At 70.7% G+C, this 13,993-nt stretch carries 17 protein-coding genes; 5 read left to right on the top strand and 12 right to left on the bottom strand.

Features of this window, described 5'->3' with window-relative positions:
* Window positions 1-125 precede the first annotated feature (125 nt).
* From GRS48_RS09260 to GRS48_RS09270, 3 genes are all read left to right on the top strand, one after another.
* Window positions 126-620 (top strand): hypothetical protein, encoded by a 495-nt coding sequence (locus GRS48_RS09260; protein ID WP_321168377.1) that lies wholly within the window; start codon window positions 126-128, stop codon window positions 618-620.
* A gap of 91 nt (window positions 621-711) precedes the next feature.
* Window positions 712-1,218 carry a DUF5797 family protein gene (locus tag GRS48_RS09265; RefSeq protein ID WP_159485778.1) on the top strand — a complete coding sequence of 169 codons (507 nt, stop codon included), beginning with the start codon at window positions 712-714 and terminating at the stop codon, window positions 1,216-1,218.
* Window positions 1,219-1,263: 45 nt separating this feature from the next.
* Window positions 1,264-1,713: an SHOCT domain-containing protein gene (locus GRS48_RS09270; protein WP_159485780.1), complete on the top strand. Its 450-nt coding sequence runs from the start codon at window positions 1,264-1,266 to the stop codon at window positions 1,711-1,713.
* A gap of 99 nt (window positions 1,714-1,812) precedes the next feature.
* Here GRS48_RS09270 and GRS48_RS09275 read toward each other — a convergent pair whose 3' ends face one another.
* Window positions 1,813-2,127 carry a YbjQ family protein gene (locus GRS48_RS09275; protein WP_159485782.1) on the bottom strand — a complete coding sequence of 105 codons (315 nt, stop codon included), beginning with the start codon at window positions 2,125-2,127 and terminating at the stop codon, window positions 1,813-1,815.
* Window positions 2,128-2,270: 143 nt separating this feature from the next.
* Between GRS48_RS09275 and mce the strand changes: the two genes are divergently transcribed.
* Window positions 2,271-2,657 (top strand): methylmalonyl-CoA epimerase, encoded by a 387-nt coding sequence (gene mce / locus GRS48_RS09280; RefSeq protein ID WP_159485784.1) that lies wholly within the window; start codon window positions 2,271-2,273, stop codon window positions 2,655-2,657.
* Window positions 2,658-2,689: 32 nt separating this feature from the next.
* Here the strand turns inward: mce and GRS48_RS09285 are convergent, their stop codons facing one another.
* From GRS48_RS09285 to trkA, 9 genes are all read right to left on the bottom strand, one after another.
* On the bottom strand, window positions 2,690-3,151 hold the full coding sequence (locus GRS48_RS09285) for a hypothetical protein (RefSeq protein WP_159485786.1): 462 nt from the start codon (window positions 3,149-3,151) through the stop codon (window positions 2,690-2,692).
* Window positions 3,148-3,642 (bottom strand): phosphopantetheine adenylyltransferase, encoded by a 495-nt coding sequence (locus GRS48_RS09290; RefSeq protein WP_159485788.1) that lies wholly within the window; start codon window positions 3,640-3,642, stop codon window positions 3,148-3,150. The genes GRS48_RS09285 and GRS48_RS09290 overlap by 4 nt, the downstream gene beginning before the upstream one ends.
* A gap of 63 nt (window positions 3,643-3,705) precedes the next feature.
* Entirely contained in the window at window positions 3,706-4,323 is a 618-nt protein-coding gene (locus GRS48_RS09295) for a winged helix-turn-helix transcriptional regulator (protein ID WP_159485790.1), read from the bottom strand.
* Between the two features lie 84 nt (window positions 4,324-4,407).
* Window positions 4,408-5,487, bottom strand: a complete 1,080-nt coding sequence (locus GRS48_RS09300) for a glutamate--cysteine ligase (protein ID WP_159485792.1) — start codon at window positions 5,485-5,487, stop codon at window positions 4,408-4,410.
* A 170-nt stretch (window positions 5,488-5,657) separates the two neighbouring features.
* On the bottom strand, window positions 5,658-6,296 hold the full coding sequence (locus tag GRS48_RS09305) for a fibrillarin-like rRNA/tRNA 2'-O-methyltransferase (protein WP_159485794.1): 639 nt from the start codon (window positions 6,294-6,296) through the stop codon (window positions 5,658-5,660).
* Window positions 6,289-7,197, bottom strand: coding sequence for an NOP5/NOP56 family protein (locus GRS48_RS09310; RefSeq protein WP_159485796.1), 909 nt, complete (start codon window positions 7,195-7,197; stop codon window positions 6,289-6,291). The genes GRS48_RS09305 and GRS48_RS09310 overlap by 8 nt, the downstream gene beginning before the upstream one ends.
* A gap of 157 nt (window positions 7,198-7,354) precedes the next feature.
* Window positions 7,355-8,137 (bottom strand): CBS domain-containing protein, encoded by a 783-nt coding sequence (locus GRS48_RS09315; RefSeq protein ID WP_159485798.1) that lies wholly within the window; start codon window positions 8,135-8,137, stop codon window positions 7,355-7,357.
* A gap of 120 nt (window positions 8,138-8,257) precedes the next feature.
* Entirely contained in the window at window positions 8,258-9,766 is a 1,509-nt protein-coding gene (locus GRS48_RS09320; RefSeq protein WP_159485800.1) for a TrkH family potassium uptake protein, read from the bottom strand.
* A gap of 1 nt (window position 9,767) precedes the next feature.
* A complete protein-coding gene (gene trkA / locus GRS48_RS09325; protein WP_159485802.1) occupies window positions 9,768-11,105 on the bottom strand; it encodes a Trk system potassium transporter TrkA in 1,338 nt (445 codons plus the stop codon).
* Window positions 11,106-11,284: 179 nt separating this feature from the next.
* Between trkA and GRS48_RS09330 the strand changes: the two genes are divergently transcribed.
* A complete protein-coding gene (locus GRS48_RS09330; protein ID WP_159485804.1) occupies window positions 11,285-11,677 on the top strand; it encodes a halocyanin domain-containing protein in 393 nt (130 codons plus the stop codon).
* A 147-nt stretch (window positions 11,678-11,824) separates the two neighbouring features.
* Here the strand turns inward: GRS48_RS09330 and GRS48_RS09335 are convergent, their stop codons facing one another.
* Window positions 11,825-12,976: a mandelate racemase/muconate lactonizing enzyme family protein gene (locus GRS48_RS09335; RefSeq protein WP_159485806.1), complete on the bottom strand. Its 1,152-nt coding sequence runs from the start codon at window positions 12,974-12,976 to the stop codon at window positions 11,825-11,827.
* Complete coding sequence (locus GRS48_RS09340; RefSeq protein ID WP_159485808.1) at window positions 12,976-13,905, bottom strand: 1,4-dihydroxy-2-naphthoate polyprenyltransferase; 930 nt, start codon at window positions 13,903-13,905, stop codon at window positions 12,976-12,978. Before GRS48_RS09340 ends, GRS48_RS09335 begins: the two co-directional genes overlap by 1 nt.
* Window positions 13,906-13,993 lie beyond the last annotated feature (88 nt).

Below are 13,993 nucleotides of genomic sequence, written 5' to 3' on the forward strand. Positions count from 1 at the left end.
ACCCGTGGGCGTCACCACGCATGACCGAAGACCGATCCGTCAGTTCGGGTGAGGACCGACCCGTCAGATCACGATCAAAGGCGCTCGATCACGGGACCGTTCGCTCTGCCGCTCGCGTCGTTATCGTGGCGCTGGCTTCGGTGGCGCTGCTCTCGTTTTTCAGGCTACTTCCGGGCGTCGATCGGCTGGTTCCGTACACGCCCGTCACGTTTGTGGCCCTCGCGACGGCAGTCGTCACCGTGGCGGTCGTGGTCCTTCTCGCGTACGCCGCGCCGCGGTTCGCAGCACTGACACGAACGCGTTTCGAGAAGGTCGTCGTCGAAAGCGGTACGGGGGCGGGAGTCGAAGCGAACCCGAAACCGCTCGTAGAGCACGCGGCCGCGGTGGTGTACTGGCTCACCCTGTTCACCGCGGTTATCATCGCCAACCGGGGTCTCGAAGGCGTCTCGGCCCCGTTCCTCGGTGACTTCGTCTGGGCGTACGACGCCGTCTTCCTGATCGCGGCGCTCGTCCCGCTCGTGTTCGTGACGGCTCGCGTCGCGGCGGCCGTCGGTCCCCTGTCGACGGCGATCGCAGACCGCGTCGTCGGTCGAGCCCCCGGGAGCCCCGACGGGCGCTAACATCGCAGGAACGACCCGAACAGGTCGATCGGGCGGCCCGCTCGGACCCGCGATCCGGAACGTCAATACGCCGCCGCCGGGACGGCCACGTATGGGGCTGACCGAAGCAGAACTGGAACGGCTCGCCGACGTCGTGCGACTCCAACCGACGAAGAACAGCGAGCTCGTCGAGGCGTGGGGCGTCGAGAGCGGCAGCGAGGTCCACCAATACCTCGAGAATCACCTGAAGGAGTACTACTACCGCGACGACGACAGCCTGATACGGACGACCGCGGAGGCGAACGATCTCGTCGACGTCGAACCCGGGATCGAGCCCGACGAGGTCGCGAAGGGCGGGGTTCCGAGCGTGATCCGCGTCCCCGAGCTCGAGGCGCGCGTGTTCGCGGTCGTCGCCGGACCCGACGAGCGCTCGGAGTCGGTCGTCAGCGTCCTGAACAAGCTCCGGGAGGCGTACGACGTCGACCCCGAGGCGGGCGACGTCCGGCGGGCCCTCCAGAGCCTCCGCCGGAAGAACGTCGTGGAGGTCGTCTACCGGACCGTTCCGACGTTCAAGCTGGCCGTCGCCCGCGACGACGTCGACGTCGAAGTCAACGAGTAGCCGGTCGGCGATAGCTTTCCGGTCCGGGGGCGCGAAGGGGTTCGTATGTCCGAGGTAACTCCCCTCGACCGAGCGAAACGGAACGCGACCGGGATCGCCGCGACGACCGTCACGGGGGTCTGGCTCGCGGCGCTGATGCTCGGGTACGGCTGGTGGCTCGCCGCGCTGCTGTTCGGCTACATCGTGATCGTCCCGGTCGTCGCGATGGTGTTCGACGAGGACGAGGATGAAACGGAGGAACGAGCGACCGAGCCCGACCGGAACGCCGCGGACGGGAACGCCGCCGACGCGCTCGACCGCCTCCGAACCCGATACGCGGACGGGGAGCTCACCGACGAGGAGTTCGAACGGAAGCTCGACCGGCTGCTGGAGACGGAGACCGTCGCGGACGCGGCCGACTGGACCCGACGCGAACGGGCGCGAGCGGACGGCGAAGTCGGCGAGGTCGACGAAGTCGACGACATCGACGAGGAGCGGGAGCGCGACGCCGCGTGACTGCGTCCACAGGGGCCGGGAGCGTCCGCCGGTCGTCACGAAGCCGGGGCTGTCGGCGTTCGCTGAACTCCCCCGACGAATCCCCCGACGGGTCCGCGGTCAGCGGAGCCGCACGGCGGTTCCGTACGCGAGGATCTCCGCGCCGCTGTCGGCGATCGAGGAGGTGGTGAAGCGGACGTTGACCACGGCGTCGGCGTCGAGCGCCACCGCCTCCTCGACCATCCGTTCCTGCGCCTGATCGCGGGCGTCGGTCATCAGCTCGGTGTACCCTTTTAACTCACCGCCGGCGAGGTTGCGGAGGCCCTGCGTGATGTCCCGGCCGACGTTGCGGGCGCGGACGGTGTTGCCACGGACGACGCCGAGCGTCTCGACGACCTCCCGGCCGGCTATCGTGTCGGTGTTGGAGAGCTCCATGCCCGCCACTCCGAGCGAACCGACTTAAAGGCGATGACGGTGCGCTCCCGCGTCCCGTCCCGTCCCGTCCCGTCCCGTCCCGTCCCATCCCGTCCCGTCCCGTCCGACGAGCCCTTATACCGACGCCCGCCGGACTGTCGACTATGCGCTTCGATCACGTCGGCGTCGCCGCGCGCGACGCCGCCGCGCTGGCCGACCTGTTCGACGACCTGCTCGACGCGCCGGTCGCCCACGAGGAGCGGTTCGGCGACCTCCGAGTCGTCTTCCTCGAACTCGACGACGGCGGCTATCTCGAACTCCTCGAGCCGGCCGACGACGGGACGATCGCGCGGTACCTCGACAACCACGGGCCGGGGATACACCACGTCGCGTTCGCGACCGACGACCTCGAAGGGGCGCTCGACCGCGCCCGCGACCTCGGCGTCGACCTCGTCGACGAAACGCCCCGGCCCGGTGCGTGGGGCCACGACGTCGCCTTCCTGCACCCCCGGTCGACGGGCGGCGTGCTCGTCGAGTTCGTGGAGCGGTAGCAGGCGAGGTCTTCCTCCTCGAACTGCCGTCCCTAGTCGGTCGCTTCCGACCCGGACGCGTCGGCGGCGGTCGTTTCGGTCGCGTCGTCCTCCGGGGTCGTCGATTCGGACGCGTCCGGCTCGGCGGGCGCGATCAGTCGCCCCACGAGATAGCCGGCCGGCCCGATGGCGAACGCGGCCGCCAGCGCGGCGACGAACGGCTCCGCGGCCGGGACGGGGAGGAGCACCGGCTCGACCGTTCGGAGGATCACTCCGGCGAGCGGCCCGTAAACGAGCAGCGTCGACGGGAGCGCCCCACCGCCGCCCCGCGCGAAGCCGACCGCGCCGATCCCGGCGATGAGCGCACAGCCGGCGGCGACCCATTCGGCGGTGGGCCAGCCCGCGAGCGCCGCGGCGTCGAACGCGAGGTACGACAGCGCGAAGCCGACGGCGCTCCAGACCGCCGCCCGCTCGAAGCCGTGTGCGCCGACGAGGACGGTCCGGATCGTCGTCATTCCGGGCGCGTCGTCCCCCGCCCGTCCCGGTCGGGCGTGAGGGCTCCGTGTTCGTCGATCTCACCTTTCACGATCCGCGTCGAGGAGATCCGCTCGCCGTCGGCCGCGGGGACGTGCTCGACGACGACGATCCGAAGCGGGTCGCGGCCCCGCTCGGCGCGAAGCTCGTTGATGCGCTCGCCGCCGTCGCGCGTCTCCGGAGAGACGATGAGCGCGTCGAACTGCGGCTCGACGGCGATTCCGGTCGGCTCGGTCAGCTCCCGTACCTCGAACTCGCGCCCGTGCGCCTCGGCGACGGGGGCCAGCTCGGCCTCGAGGTCGCGCTTCCGCCGGTCGTACGGGCGAACGTATCGTTCGACGTGGCGGGTCCTCGGCGCGAGATCGTCGGACGTGAGCCCGACGGTTACGTCGCCGAGCTCGAAGGCGCGTTCGAACAGCCTCCGGTGGCCGTCGTGGATCGGGTCGAACGTGCCACCCAGCGCGACGTTCATACCTGCCAGTCGCGTGGCCGGACCTTAAAACGTCCCGAACCGCGAGCGGGGACGTCCCCTGAGCTACGCCGACCGGTGGCCGTCCTCGTCGCCCTCGTCGCCCTCTTCAACCCCGGCGTGGTCGTCGCCTTCGGCGTGATCATCGCTCTCGACACCCTCGGCGACGGTGTCGTCCCCGTCGGCGACGTCGTCAGCCCCCTCGACTGAGATCCGCACCGGCTCCGTGTCGCCGTCGGGGGACTCCCCGCCGAGGCGTCGGTCGAGGTTGAAAACGGTGTTGAGCTCGCGTTGGACGTCGCCGACGACCCCCTGGACGAGCTCGCTCGGCGCGATCGCTTCGTACTCGTAGGGGTTGTTCCCCGCCCCGCTGGACTCCCGTTTGCCTCGGTGGACCTTCTCCTCGTCGTGGAGCTCGGCGAGCGCCTCCCGGACGGTGCTCGGGTACAGCCCCGTCCCGTCGGCGACCTCGTCGCTGGTGCTCTCCGGGTGTTCGCGGAGGTAGACGTAGATCCGCGCGCGGGTCTCCGTGTCGAGCAGCCACGACAGGAGGTCGACGACGTTGTCGTCGAACCCCTTGACGGCCTTGTCGGCGCCCTCGCCGAGCCGCTCTTTGGTCTTGCGAAGCTCCTCTCGGGTTCGCTCCGTGGGGGAGCTCTCCTCGTCGGCGTCGTCCGTAGTCATACTCGAGCGTCGGCTCCGCTCGCGGAAAAGCGTTTCTCGTCGCTTTCGTTCCGACGAAAGCCGCGTCGAGGGGAGACGTTCCGGTCAGCCGGAGAGGACCAGGTCCGCACACAGCGCGTCGATCCCGTCCTCCTCGCGGATCCGGCGCTGTCGGTCGCTGCCGCTCTCGCCGTCGAGGACGTCGCGGATCCCGGAGACGCCCAGCCGGTCGCACTCCGCGTCGACCAGCTCGGGAAGGGCGATCGTCCCCTCGCCGTCGCGCGCCACGAAGCCGGCGTCGTGGCCGTGACGGATCGCCCGCCACTTGTTCTCGTCGAGCAGCTCGCGACGGAGCGTCGGCGTCGACTCGCCGTCGTCGTAGCGCTCCGCGAGGTCGACGACGAGCGCGTGGACGTACTCCACGAACGCGAGCGTCGCCTCGGGGTCGGCCTGCGCGTCGGGCGCACGCACCTCGACGGTGCCGTGGACCGTGTGCGGACGGACGTCGAACCAGAGCTCGCCCCGGTCCTCGATCGAGCCGTGTTCGACCATCCGGCGCTCGTACCGTTGGAACGCCTCGAAGTCCTCGAACGCGGAGGGGACGCCCGTGTTCGGGAGGTTCTCGAACACCTTCGCGCGCGCCGAGGCCAGCCCGGTGTCGAAGCCGTTCCAGAACGGGGAGTTCGCCGACAGCGCGAGCAACACCGGACCGTACCAGCGGAGCTCGTTGGCGATCCACACCGCCTTGTCGGCGTCGTCGACGCCGACGTGGACGTGGAGCCCGGCGGTCGTGTTCCGGTGTTGTGGGTACTGGATCCGGTCGAGCTGGGACCGGTAGCGAGGCTTCTGTGCGTGGTCGAGCTCCCGCCATCGGGCCTCCGGATGGAGCCCCGCGGCGGCGATCCGGTAGCCGTGTTCGGCGGCGTGCGAGACGAGCGCCTCGCGGACGGTCGCCAGCGCGTCTGCGGCCCCGTCCGGGTCATCGATACGCGGCGTCTGCGCCTCGATCGTACACTTGAACAGCTCGTGGTCGAACCCCTCGGGAACCGCCGACGGGGGCTCGCTTCCGTACACGAGGTCGTCGGTCCCGGAGGTCGGACGGCCCTCGGCGTCGACGATGAAGAACTCCTCCTCGACGCCGAGCGTTCCCATCCGTTCGAACGCGTCCCGTGACCCGAGTTCCATTACCCCCCATTCACCCCGGTTACTCTTATAAGGTGTGAACGCGGCCGTGAGTGTCGGTATTCCGACAATCGTGTCGCGGGAGGAACGGCTCCGCCCCGTCCACCGGCTCTCCGCTTCTCCGCGCCTCAACCCTTCATCGCCGCGATTCTCCGCGCCTCAGCACCTCCGCGTCATCGCGTGGGCGTCGCGACCACGCCGAGGTGGTCCTCGTGGAACCGGTCGAGCCGACAGGTCTCGAGGACGTCGTAGGCGTCGCCGAGCCGGTCGAGGACGCCATCGAACGTCTCCGCCGGATCGGCGGTGACGTCCTCGCTGCGCGCCTTCACGGCCAACAGCAGGCGGCCGTCGTCCGCGAGGAACCGCGCGTTCCTGACGGCGACGTCGGCCTGACCACGCGTGGCGACGTCCTGGACGACGACGTCGACGTCGGCCTCGACGACGTGCGCGTACGTCGCCGGCTTCCGGGCGTCCTTTAAGAGGGGGAACAGCCGGTCACGCGACGCCGCGACGTCGAGTAAGTCGCGCGCGGGTCGCGGGGCGAACTCCACGGCGTACGTCGGGCCCGCGAAGTCCGCGACGTGTCCTACGGTCGTCCCCGCCGCCGCACCGAGGTAGAGGACCGTCTCGCCGCCGACGAGCCCGGTGTCCATCCCGAGTTCGATCATGCCGCCGAGCTTCGACCGCGTCGGGTCCCACGCACGCCACGCGCCGTCCGTCGGCTCACCGTAGACGGGCTCGCCTCGGGTCGCGAGTCGGGAGCGCCCGTCGAACTCGCGGCGCTCGACGCCGGCCGGCAGGTCCTCACTCATCGGCGGACCCCCCGTCCGACGCGGCGTCGTCCGCCCGGGCGCGGATCGTCGCGATCCGCTCGCGGAGGTCCTCGTGGATCGCCTCGCGGCGCTCGCCGGAGTAGTGGTCGACCCGGGCCGCGAGCGTCAGCTTGCCCGCGAGCGCGCGCGACGCCGACCCGCGGTCCTCCGGGCGCGTGTTCCGCACGAAGTCGTGCGTGTAGATGATCCCGTGTTTCGGCGAGGGGGCCCGCCCGGCGAGGTGTGCGAACAGCGCGTCCTCCGCGCCGAGCACCTGCACCGTTCCGGAGGGCTTCTTCGCGAGCGGCTCCAGCCCGCCCGCGAGCGCGATCAGTCGGGCCGCGAGCTCTGCCCCGGCCATCGCCGCGAGGTTCGGCGCGACCGCCGGAGCGACGCGCTCGATGTACGCCGCGAGCGCGTCGCGTTCGTCGGCGAGGTCGACCGCGCGGGTCGCCAGCGAGACGGCTCGCCGTTCCGCGTCGGTGCTCGGGTCGCGCGCGGCGACCTCGCGGGCCCCCGCGACCCCGGCAGGGGCCTCCTCGAAGAGCCCGCCGGCCCACTCCGTCGCGCGCTCGGCCAGCTCGTTGGCGACGCGCTCGCAGTCGTCCACGGCGCGGATCGCGTGGATGAGCTGCTGGTCGTCGGCGCGCTCGCGCTCGCGAACCGTCCGGCGCGTCGCCGCGGTCGTCGCGTCGTGGAGGCGGTCGTAGTAGTCGTCCGTCGACGCCGCGAAGCCGGCCTCGACGGCGAGCGTCGGCCAGTCCCGCGGCGTCTCGGCGCTGCCCGCCGTGATCGCCGTCGCCGCGGCGTCAGGGCCGCCTTGGTCGCCCGGATCATCCGGGTCGTCCGGGTCGAGGGCCGCGAACCAGCCGGCCCCCTCGCCGTGGGTGTCGTCGGTCATTACTGGGGGTTCTCTCCCGCCGCCTAAAGACGTTCCCGACTGGCGGGGTGGCGGGGTGGTTACTGCTGGGGTAGCTGCTGGCGGGATGGCAGGGTAGTTACTGCCGGGGTGGCTGCTAGCGGGATGGCTGCTGCTAGGGTAGCTGCTGCCGGGGTGGCTACTGGAACCGTTTCGTCGTCTCCACCAGCGGGTGGCGGGCGTAATCGACGACCTCGATGTCCGTGATCGCACGGAGCCCCTCCTTCTCGGCCGTCTTCGCCATCCCGAGCTCGACGGGGCGGTCGAGGACGATGACGTACGCCTCCATCTCCTTGAGCCCCATCTCGTGGGCGGCCATCACCCGGTGGTGGCCGTCGGCGAGGAAGAGCCGACCGTCGTTGTCGATGACGACGAGCGGCTCGGCGAGCCCGCGCTCCAGCTCGTACTGGCGGCCCTCGAGCTCGTCGGCGTACACCCGCGCCTGCGTCGGGGTGAGGTCGTCGAGCCGGACCGTGCGTCGCTCCTCGTCGAGCCTGACGTCGTGGATCTGTTCGAGCGTCCGCATCAGTTTCCCGACCTTTCCGGGGGTCGCCCGCTCGATCTGTGAGCGGACGACGTCGGTGTTCGAGATGATCCCGACGAGGTTGCCCGCGTCGTCGACGACCGGGAGCTTCTGGATCCCCGATCGGAGGATCACGCGGGCGGCGTCAGTCACCTTCATCTCCGGATGCGCGACGATGAGGTCCGCGGACATCACGGTGAAGATCGGGGCCTCCGGGTCCACCAACAGGAGATCGCGCGCGGAGACGAACCCCTCGACCTTTCGCCCGTCGGTGACGGGAAACCCGTTGTGGCCGGCGCTCTCGACCATCCGCTTCGAGACCGCAGAAACCGTGTCGTCCGGCGAGACGGTCTCGACGTCACGGGTCATGTACTCGCTGACGGTCGGTTTCCCGCTCATACCGCCCGTATGCGTGGCCGGTTTAAAAAGGGCCGCGACAACCGGAGCGGCCGCGACGATCGCGACGACTGCGACGACCGGGGCGGCCGACCGGCCCTCGGACGACGGTCCGATCCCCGTTCACGACGTCCAGAACGCCTTGGTGAACAGCACGAGCACGGGAATGATCTCGATCCGGCCGATCCACATGAGGACGATCATGACCCCCCGCGTGCTCATCGGGAAGGTCGCGTACGTCCCGTAGGGCCCCGCGTCGCCGAACGCCGGGCCGATGTTCAGGAACGTCGAGGCGGCCGCACCCATCGCCTCGAACTCGCTCACGCGCAGCCCGGCCCGTTCGGCGTCGACGACGACGAAGACGGTGAGCAGGAAGAAGATGACGACGCTCAACAGCACGTACGCGTAGATGTCGCGGATCACGTCCTCGTCGACGGGCGAGCCGGACACCCGGACCGGGCGGATCGCGTCCGGGTGCACGCTCGTGAAGAGGTCACGGCGAAACGCCTTCAGGACGACGAGCCACCGGAGCGACTTGATCGAACACGTCGTCGACCCGACCATCCCGCCGATGAACATACAGAGGAACAGCATGTGTTTCGCCGCGGGGGCCCACAGGTCGAAATCGACGCTCGCGTACCCGGTCGTGGTCACGATGGAGACCACGTTGAAAGTGGCGTGTCTGACCGTCCCCTCGACGCCGAACCGGGTCGTGGGGTCGAAGTACAGCGCGAGCGCGACGACCCCGGAGAAGAATCCCAACGCCCCGAGGTAGAAGTGGAACTCCTCGTTCCGGAGCAGGCGCATCGGATCGCCGTTAAAAAAGAAGTACAGCAGGACGAAGCTCGTCGATCCGATGACCATGAACGGCACGACGGCCCACTGGATGACGGGGTGGAACGCCCCGACGCTCAGCGGCTCCGGCGAGAACCCCGCGGTCGCCACCGACGTGAACGCGTGAGCGACCGCGTTGTACATGTCCATTCGGGGATCCAGCGTGAGCCCGAGGGCGTAGTAGACCGTGACGGCGAGGAGCGTGATCCCGACGTACAGCCCCCAGATGAGTCGTGCGGTCTGGGTTATCCGCGGCGTGAGTTTGTTGACGTCGCGGGTCTGCGTCTCCGACTCCATCAGCTGTGCGCCACCGACCCCGAGCTCGGAGAGCACCGCCGTCACGAGGACGAGGATCCCGAGCCCGCCGAGCCACTGGATCAGTTGCCGCCACATCATGACCGACTGCGAGTGGATCGAGAAGTCCTCGAGCACGGTCGCGCCGGTCGTCGTGAGGCCGCTCATCGACTCGAACAGCGCGTTCACCGGGTGGGCGATCGTCCCGACGCCCGCGACGACGAACGGGATCGCGCCGACGACGGCGACGAGCAACCAGATCGCCGAGACGGCGAGAAACGCCTCGCGGGGGCCGAGATCCGCCTCGGGATCGCCGAGGCGTCCGAACCAGGCTCCCAACGCGAGGGTCACGGCGATCGCGACGACGAACGGAACCACGGACTCGCCGTAGTACACCGCGATCAGGAGGGGGAACGCGAGCGGGATCGCGAGGTACGTGAGGACCGTCCCCATGAGCTCGGTGCTCGCGCGCCATCCGACGCGGAGGCGGGGGGTCTCGAACATCTCAGGCCATCGCCGCCAGTTCGCTCACGAACGAGGATTCGACGAAGACGATGATGTGGTCGCCCGGGCGCAACACGGTGTCACCCCGCGGGGTAACGAGCGACCGGTTCCGGGTGATCGCGCCGATAACGAACTTGGCGTCGATGTCCTGTACCAGCTCGCTGATCGGCCGCCCCACCAGCGCGCAGTTGTCGGTGAGTTCGAGCTCGAGCACCTCCGCCTGGTCGTTCTCCAACACGGCGATGTTCTCCGCGACGCTCTCGTAGGTGAACCGCGTGATCTCCTCGGCGGTCACGGTTCGCGGGTTGATCGCGACGTCGATCCCGAGCTCCTCGAAGACGGTGACGTAGTCGCCGCTGTCGACGACGGCGATGACCCGGTCGACGCCGAGCCGCTTGGCGAGCACGGAGACGAGGAGGTTCTTCTCGTCGGACTCGAGCGTGGCGACGACGATGTCCGCCTCGTCGACGTGCTCGCGCGCGAGGAACTCCGTGTCGGTCGCGTCGTGCTCCATCACGAGCGTGTTCGGGAGGTGCTCCGCCAGCCATCGCGCGCGGTCCGGGTCCCGTTCGATGAGTCGCGGCCGCAGGTCCAGCCCCTCCAACAGCCTGGCGGACTGGTGGCCGATCTCGCTCCCGCCGACGATCACGATCTCGTCGGCGTCGTCCGGCGTCGAATCGGGCGCGATGTCGGTCGCGAACGCCTGGACGCTCTCAGGGCTTCCGATGACGACCGCGCGGTCGTTGGGCTCGATGACGGTGTCGCCGCGCGGGAGGATCATCTCGCTGTCCCGGAACAGCCCCACGAACGTCAGCGACTCGAAGCGGTCGGCCTCCGCGACGGTCTGTCCGGCGACGGGGCTCCCCTCCGGGACGTCGAACTCGGCCATCTGGACGAGCCCGCCCGCGAAGGGGTCGACGTCGATCGCGGCCGGGAGCCCGATGACGCGGACGATGTTCTCGGCGGTCAGGAGGTCCGTACAGACGAGGAAGTCGACGCCGAACGCCGAGTCGTCGCGCTCCCACGTCCGGAGGTACTCGGTGCTTTTGCTCCGCGCGATCGTGAACGCGTCGCCGAGGACCTTGGCCGTCCCGCACGCGACGAGGTTCGTCCGGTCGTCGTCGGTGCAGGCGATGACCATGTCCGTGCTCGCGACCCTCGCGGTTTCGAGCGTCGACAGCGAGGTCCCGTCGCCCGCGATCGTCAACACGTCGAGTTCGTACTTCAGCCGCTCGGCGCGGTCGGGGTCGCGGTCGACGACGACGACCTCGTGGTCGCGGGCCAGGTTGGCGGCGATGGCCGTTCCGACCTCTCCGGCCCCGATGATGACCACGTGCATGATGCCCCCGACTCGGGGGACCCTAAAGTGGGTTACGGAGCGAAGGGGCGACGCGAACGTGAGGAGCGACGCTGTCGACCGGCCGATCGCCCGTTTCCGGGCACCGATCGCGGGACCGCGCCTTCCCGCCGGTCGGGACCGTCCGCGGCTCTTTAAAAGGGTGGTCCCCTATCGGGGGTATGGCCGAACCAACGCGTCGGGAGTTCGTTTCGTCAACGGGGACCCTCGCCGTCGTCGCGCTGGCCGGGTGTGCCGACGACGACGGAGCCGACGGCGACCCCGAGGACCTCACGGGGGAGGACGCGGTCGACGTCGTCGTCGGGGCGGGCAACGGGCTGGAGTTCGCGCCCGCGGACGTGGTCGTCGAGCCCGGAACGACCGTCGTCTGGGAGTGGACCGGCAACGGCGGCGGCCACGACGTCGTCGAGGTCGACGGCGCGTTCGAGTCCGACCTCGTCGACGAGGCGGGGTACACCTTCGAGCACACGTTCGACGAGCCGGGCCTGTACGAGTACGTCTGCACGCCCCACCAGACCAGCGGGATGACCGGCACGGTCGACGTGGTCGAGTAGCCCGGACCGAGGCCCACTCCCGAAGACGCGCGACGCCGCGACGAACGGGTTTATAAACCGCGGGAGGACCGTCCGGGAGCCCTTTTAAGCGAGGCTCGAACCGTCCGAACGCTTTTTAAAGTGAGCAGCCGCCCTCAAACACCGTCCTCAAACGACGTCGTCGAACGCATTGCCGGCGAGCCCCGGGCCCGCGGGGACGGCGATCCGCCCGTCGTCGATCGGGCAGGGGTCGGTCGCCAGGTCGTCCGCGAGCAGCTGGCCGGTGGCGAGCCCGCACGCCCCGACGTCGGGGATCGTCGCGGCGACGTGGACGGCGGCGGTCCGGGCGATCGCGGCGTCGATCGTCGTCGTCACGATCGGTTCGACGCCCGCCGCGCGGGCGCGCCGGGCCGCCTCGGCCGCCAGGTCCGGACCGCCGAGCGCCATCGGTTTCAAGACGGCCACGTCGGCCGCGCCCGCGTCGAGGACCGCCCGAAGCCCGTGTTCGACGAGGGACTCGTCGACCGCGACGTCGACCGCCGCCGTTCCGCACAGCGCCGCGAGCCCCGCGAGGTCGGCCGCCGGGAGCGGCTGCTCGACGACGGCGACGTCGAGCGCCTCCAGCCCGCGGAGCGCCCGCCGAGCGGTCGACCGGTCCCAGCCGCCGTTGGCGTCCGCACGCAGCGTCACGTCGGACCCGATCCGACGACGGACCGCCCGGAGCCGGTCGACGTCGGCGTCGACCCCGCGTGCGCCCACCTTCAACTTGAGACACCGATACCCCTCGTCGACGGCGCGCGCGGCGGCCCGAGCGGTCTCCTCGGGCGAGCCGTCGCCGATCGTGGCGTTGACGGGGACGCTCGCCGACGGCGCAGGGAGGCCGACCTCGTCCGCGAGCGTCGCCGCCAACGGCTCCCCGACGGCACGCGAGCGGGCGTCCGCGATCGCGAGCGCGAGGCCGTGTCGGGCCGCGGGCGTCTCCGACGGGTCGAGCGCGGCGAGGGCATCGCGGGCGTCACGAGCCCCCCGATCGCCCCGAGCGTGGCGGGCGTCCCGGGCGTCCCGGGCGTCCCGGAGCGCCGCCACACACGCCGGAAACGACTCGGTCCAGCCCGGCAGCGGCGTCGCCTCGCCGACGCCGACGGTGGCGGGCGACGCCGCGTCGTCCGTCGCTGCCGGCGGCGGCTCCGCTCCCGCGGCGTCCGGTGGCGTCCAGTCCGTCCCGCCCAGCGCGATCGCGACCCCCTCACGCCGTCGCAGCTCCGCGCGGGCCGTCCGCAAGGGGGTCACGAGCGGGAGCGAGAAGCGTCGCAGCCGCATCAGAGCGCGAGGCCGACGGCGAACGCGACCGCGTAGGCCGCGAGCAGTTTCCCGGTCGCTTCGAGCGCGGGGTTGAGCGCGTCACCGGCGGTCTCCGAGCCGACGGTCCGAGCCACCCCGACCGCGAGCGGGAGCGTGAGGAGCGGGAGGAGGACGGCGACGCCGTACCCCGCCGCGAGGAACCAGACCGGGGTCGCGTACGCGAGCGCGAGCAGCGCGAAGAACTGGGCGCGGGAGAACCGGTAGCCGAACCGGACCGCGAGGGTCCGCTTGCCGGTCTCGGCGTCCTCCTCGCGGTCGCGCACGTTGTTGACGACGAGGATGTTCGTCGACAGCGCCGCGACCGGCAGGCTCGCGACGACCGCGGCGAGCGTCACCGTTCCCGGGGGGACCCACAGCGGGAACGTCCCGCCGACGAGCGCGGCCGCCTGTACGTAGTACGTCCCCACGACGGCGATCACGCCGAAGAAGACGAAGACGAAGACGTCGCCGAGCCCGTGGTAGCCGAGCGGGTACGGCCCGCCCGTGTAGGCGATCCCCGCGGCGACGGAGGCGAGCCCGATCACGAGGATGGGGACCCCGCCGACGGCGACGAGGTACGTGCCGACGAGGATCGCGGCCGCGAACGTGAGCCACATCGCGCGTTTCACCTCGGCCGGCTCGATGAGCCCGCTGGCGACGACCCGGGTGAACCCCTCGCGGTCGTCGGTGTCGGCCCCCTGGACCGCGTCGTAGTAGTCGTTCGCGAAGTTCGTCCCGACCTGGATGAGCGCCGCGCCGACGAACGCCGCGAGCGCGGGCAGCGGGGCGAAGACGCCCGCCTCGACCGCGAGTCCGACGCCGACGATCACGGGGGCCGCCGCCGCCGGCAGCGTCTGCGGGCGCGCCGCCATCAGCCACGCCCGCCGCCGGGACACCTCGATAGCCATTGTCACCGCTTGGCGGGTGACGCCCCTTAAGGTTGCCATCGCGGACGGCGGGCCCGTCGCCACGCTCGGTTCGTCACGACCACCGGTC

It is taken from the genome of Halorubrum sp. JWXQ-INN 858 (assembly GCF_009806985.1).
Classification (GTDB): domain Archaea; phylum Halobacteriota; class Halobacteria; order Halobacteriales; family Haloferacaceae; genus Halorubrum.

What these genes read in the sequence shown, in the direction of transcription:
- GRS48_RS09265 (WP_159485778.1), top strand. Translation starts at nt 712, where the DNA reads ATGGGGCTGACCGAAGCAGAACTGGAACGGCTCGCCGACGTCGTGCGA.
- GRS48_RS09270 (WP_159485780.1), top strand. Translation starts at nt 1,264, where the DNA reads ATGTCCGAGGTAACTCCCCTCGACCGAGCGAAACGGAACGCGACCGGG.
- GRS48_RS09275 (WP_159485782.1), bottom strand. Translation starts at nt 2,127, where the DNA reads ATGGAGCTCTCCAACACCGACACGATAGCCGGCCGGGAGGTCGTCGAG.
- mce (WP_159485784.1), top strand. Translation starts at nt 2,271, where the DNA reads ATGCGCTTCGATCACGTCGGCGTCGCCGCGCGCGACGCCGCCGCGCTG.
- GRS48_RS09285 (WP_159485786.1), bottom strand. Translation starts at nt 3,151, where the DNA reads ATGACGACGATCCGGACCGTCCTCGTCGGCGCACACGGCTTCGAGCGG.
- GRS48_RS09290 (WP_159485788.1), bottom strand. Translation starts at nt 3,642, where the DNA reads ATGAACGTCGCGCTGGGTGGCACGTTCGACCCGATCCACGACGGCCAC.
- GRS48_RS09295 (WP_159485790.1), bottom strand. Translation starts at nt 4,323, where the DNA reads ATGACTACGGACGACGCCGACGAGGAGAGCTCCCCCACGGAGCGAACC.
- GRS48_RS09300 (WP_159485792.1), bottom strand. Translation starts at nt 5,487, where the DNA reads ATGGAACTCGGGTCACGGGACGCGTTCGAACGGATGGGAACGCTCGGC.
- GRS48_RS09305 (WP_159485794.1), bottom strand. Translation starts at nt 6,296, where the DNA reads ATGAGTGAGGACCTGCCGGCCGGCGTCGAGCGCCGCGAGTTCGACGGG.
- GRS48_RS09310 (WP_159485796.1), bottom strand. Translation starts at nt 7,197, where the DNA reads ATGACCGACGACACCCACGGCGAGGGGGCCGGCTGGTTCGCGGCCCTC.
- GRS48_RS09315 (WP_159485798.1), bottom strand. Translation starts at nt 8,137, where the DNA reads ATGAGCGGGAAACCGACCGTCAGCGAGTACATGACCCGTGACGTCGAG.
- GRS48_RS09320 (WP_159485800.1), bottom strand. Translation starts at nt 9,766, where the DNA reads ATGTTCGAGACCCCCCGCCTCCGCGTCGGATGGCGCGCGAGCACCGAG.
- trkA (WP_159485802.1), bottom strand. Translation starts at nt 11,105, where the DNA reads ATGCACGTGGTCATCATCGGGGCCGGAGAGGTCGGAACGGCCATCGCC.
- GRS48_RS09330 (WP_159485804.1), top strand. Translation starts at nt 11,285, where the DNA reads ATGGCCGAACCAACGCGTCGGGAGTTCGTTTCGTCAACGGGGACCCTC.
- GRS48_RS09335 (WP_159485806.1), bottom strand. Translation starts at nt 12,976, where the DNA reads ATGCGGCTGCGACGCTTCTCGCTCCCGCTCGTGACCCCCTTGCGGACG.
- GRS48_RS09340 (WP_159485808.1), bottom strand. Translation starts at nt 13,905, where the DNA reads ATGGCTATCGAGGTGTCCCGGCGGCGGGCGTGGCTGATGGCGGCGCGC.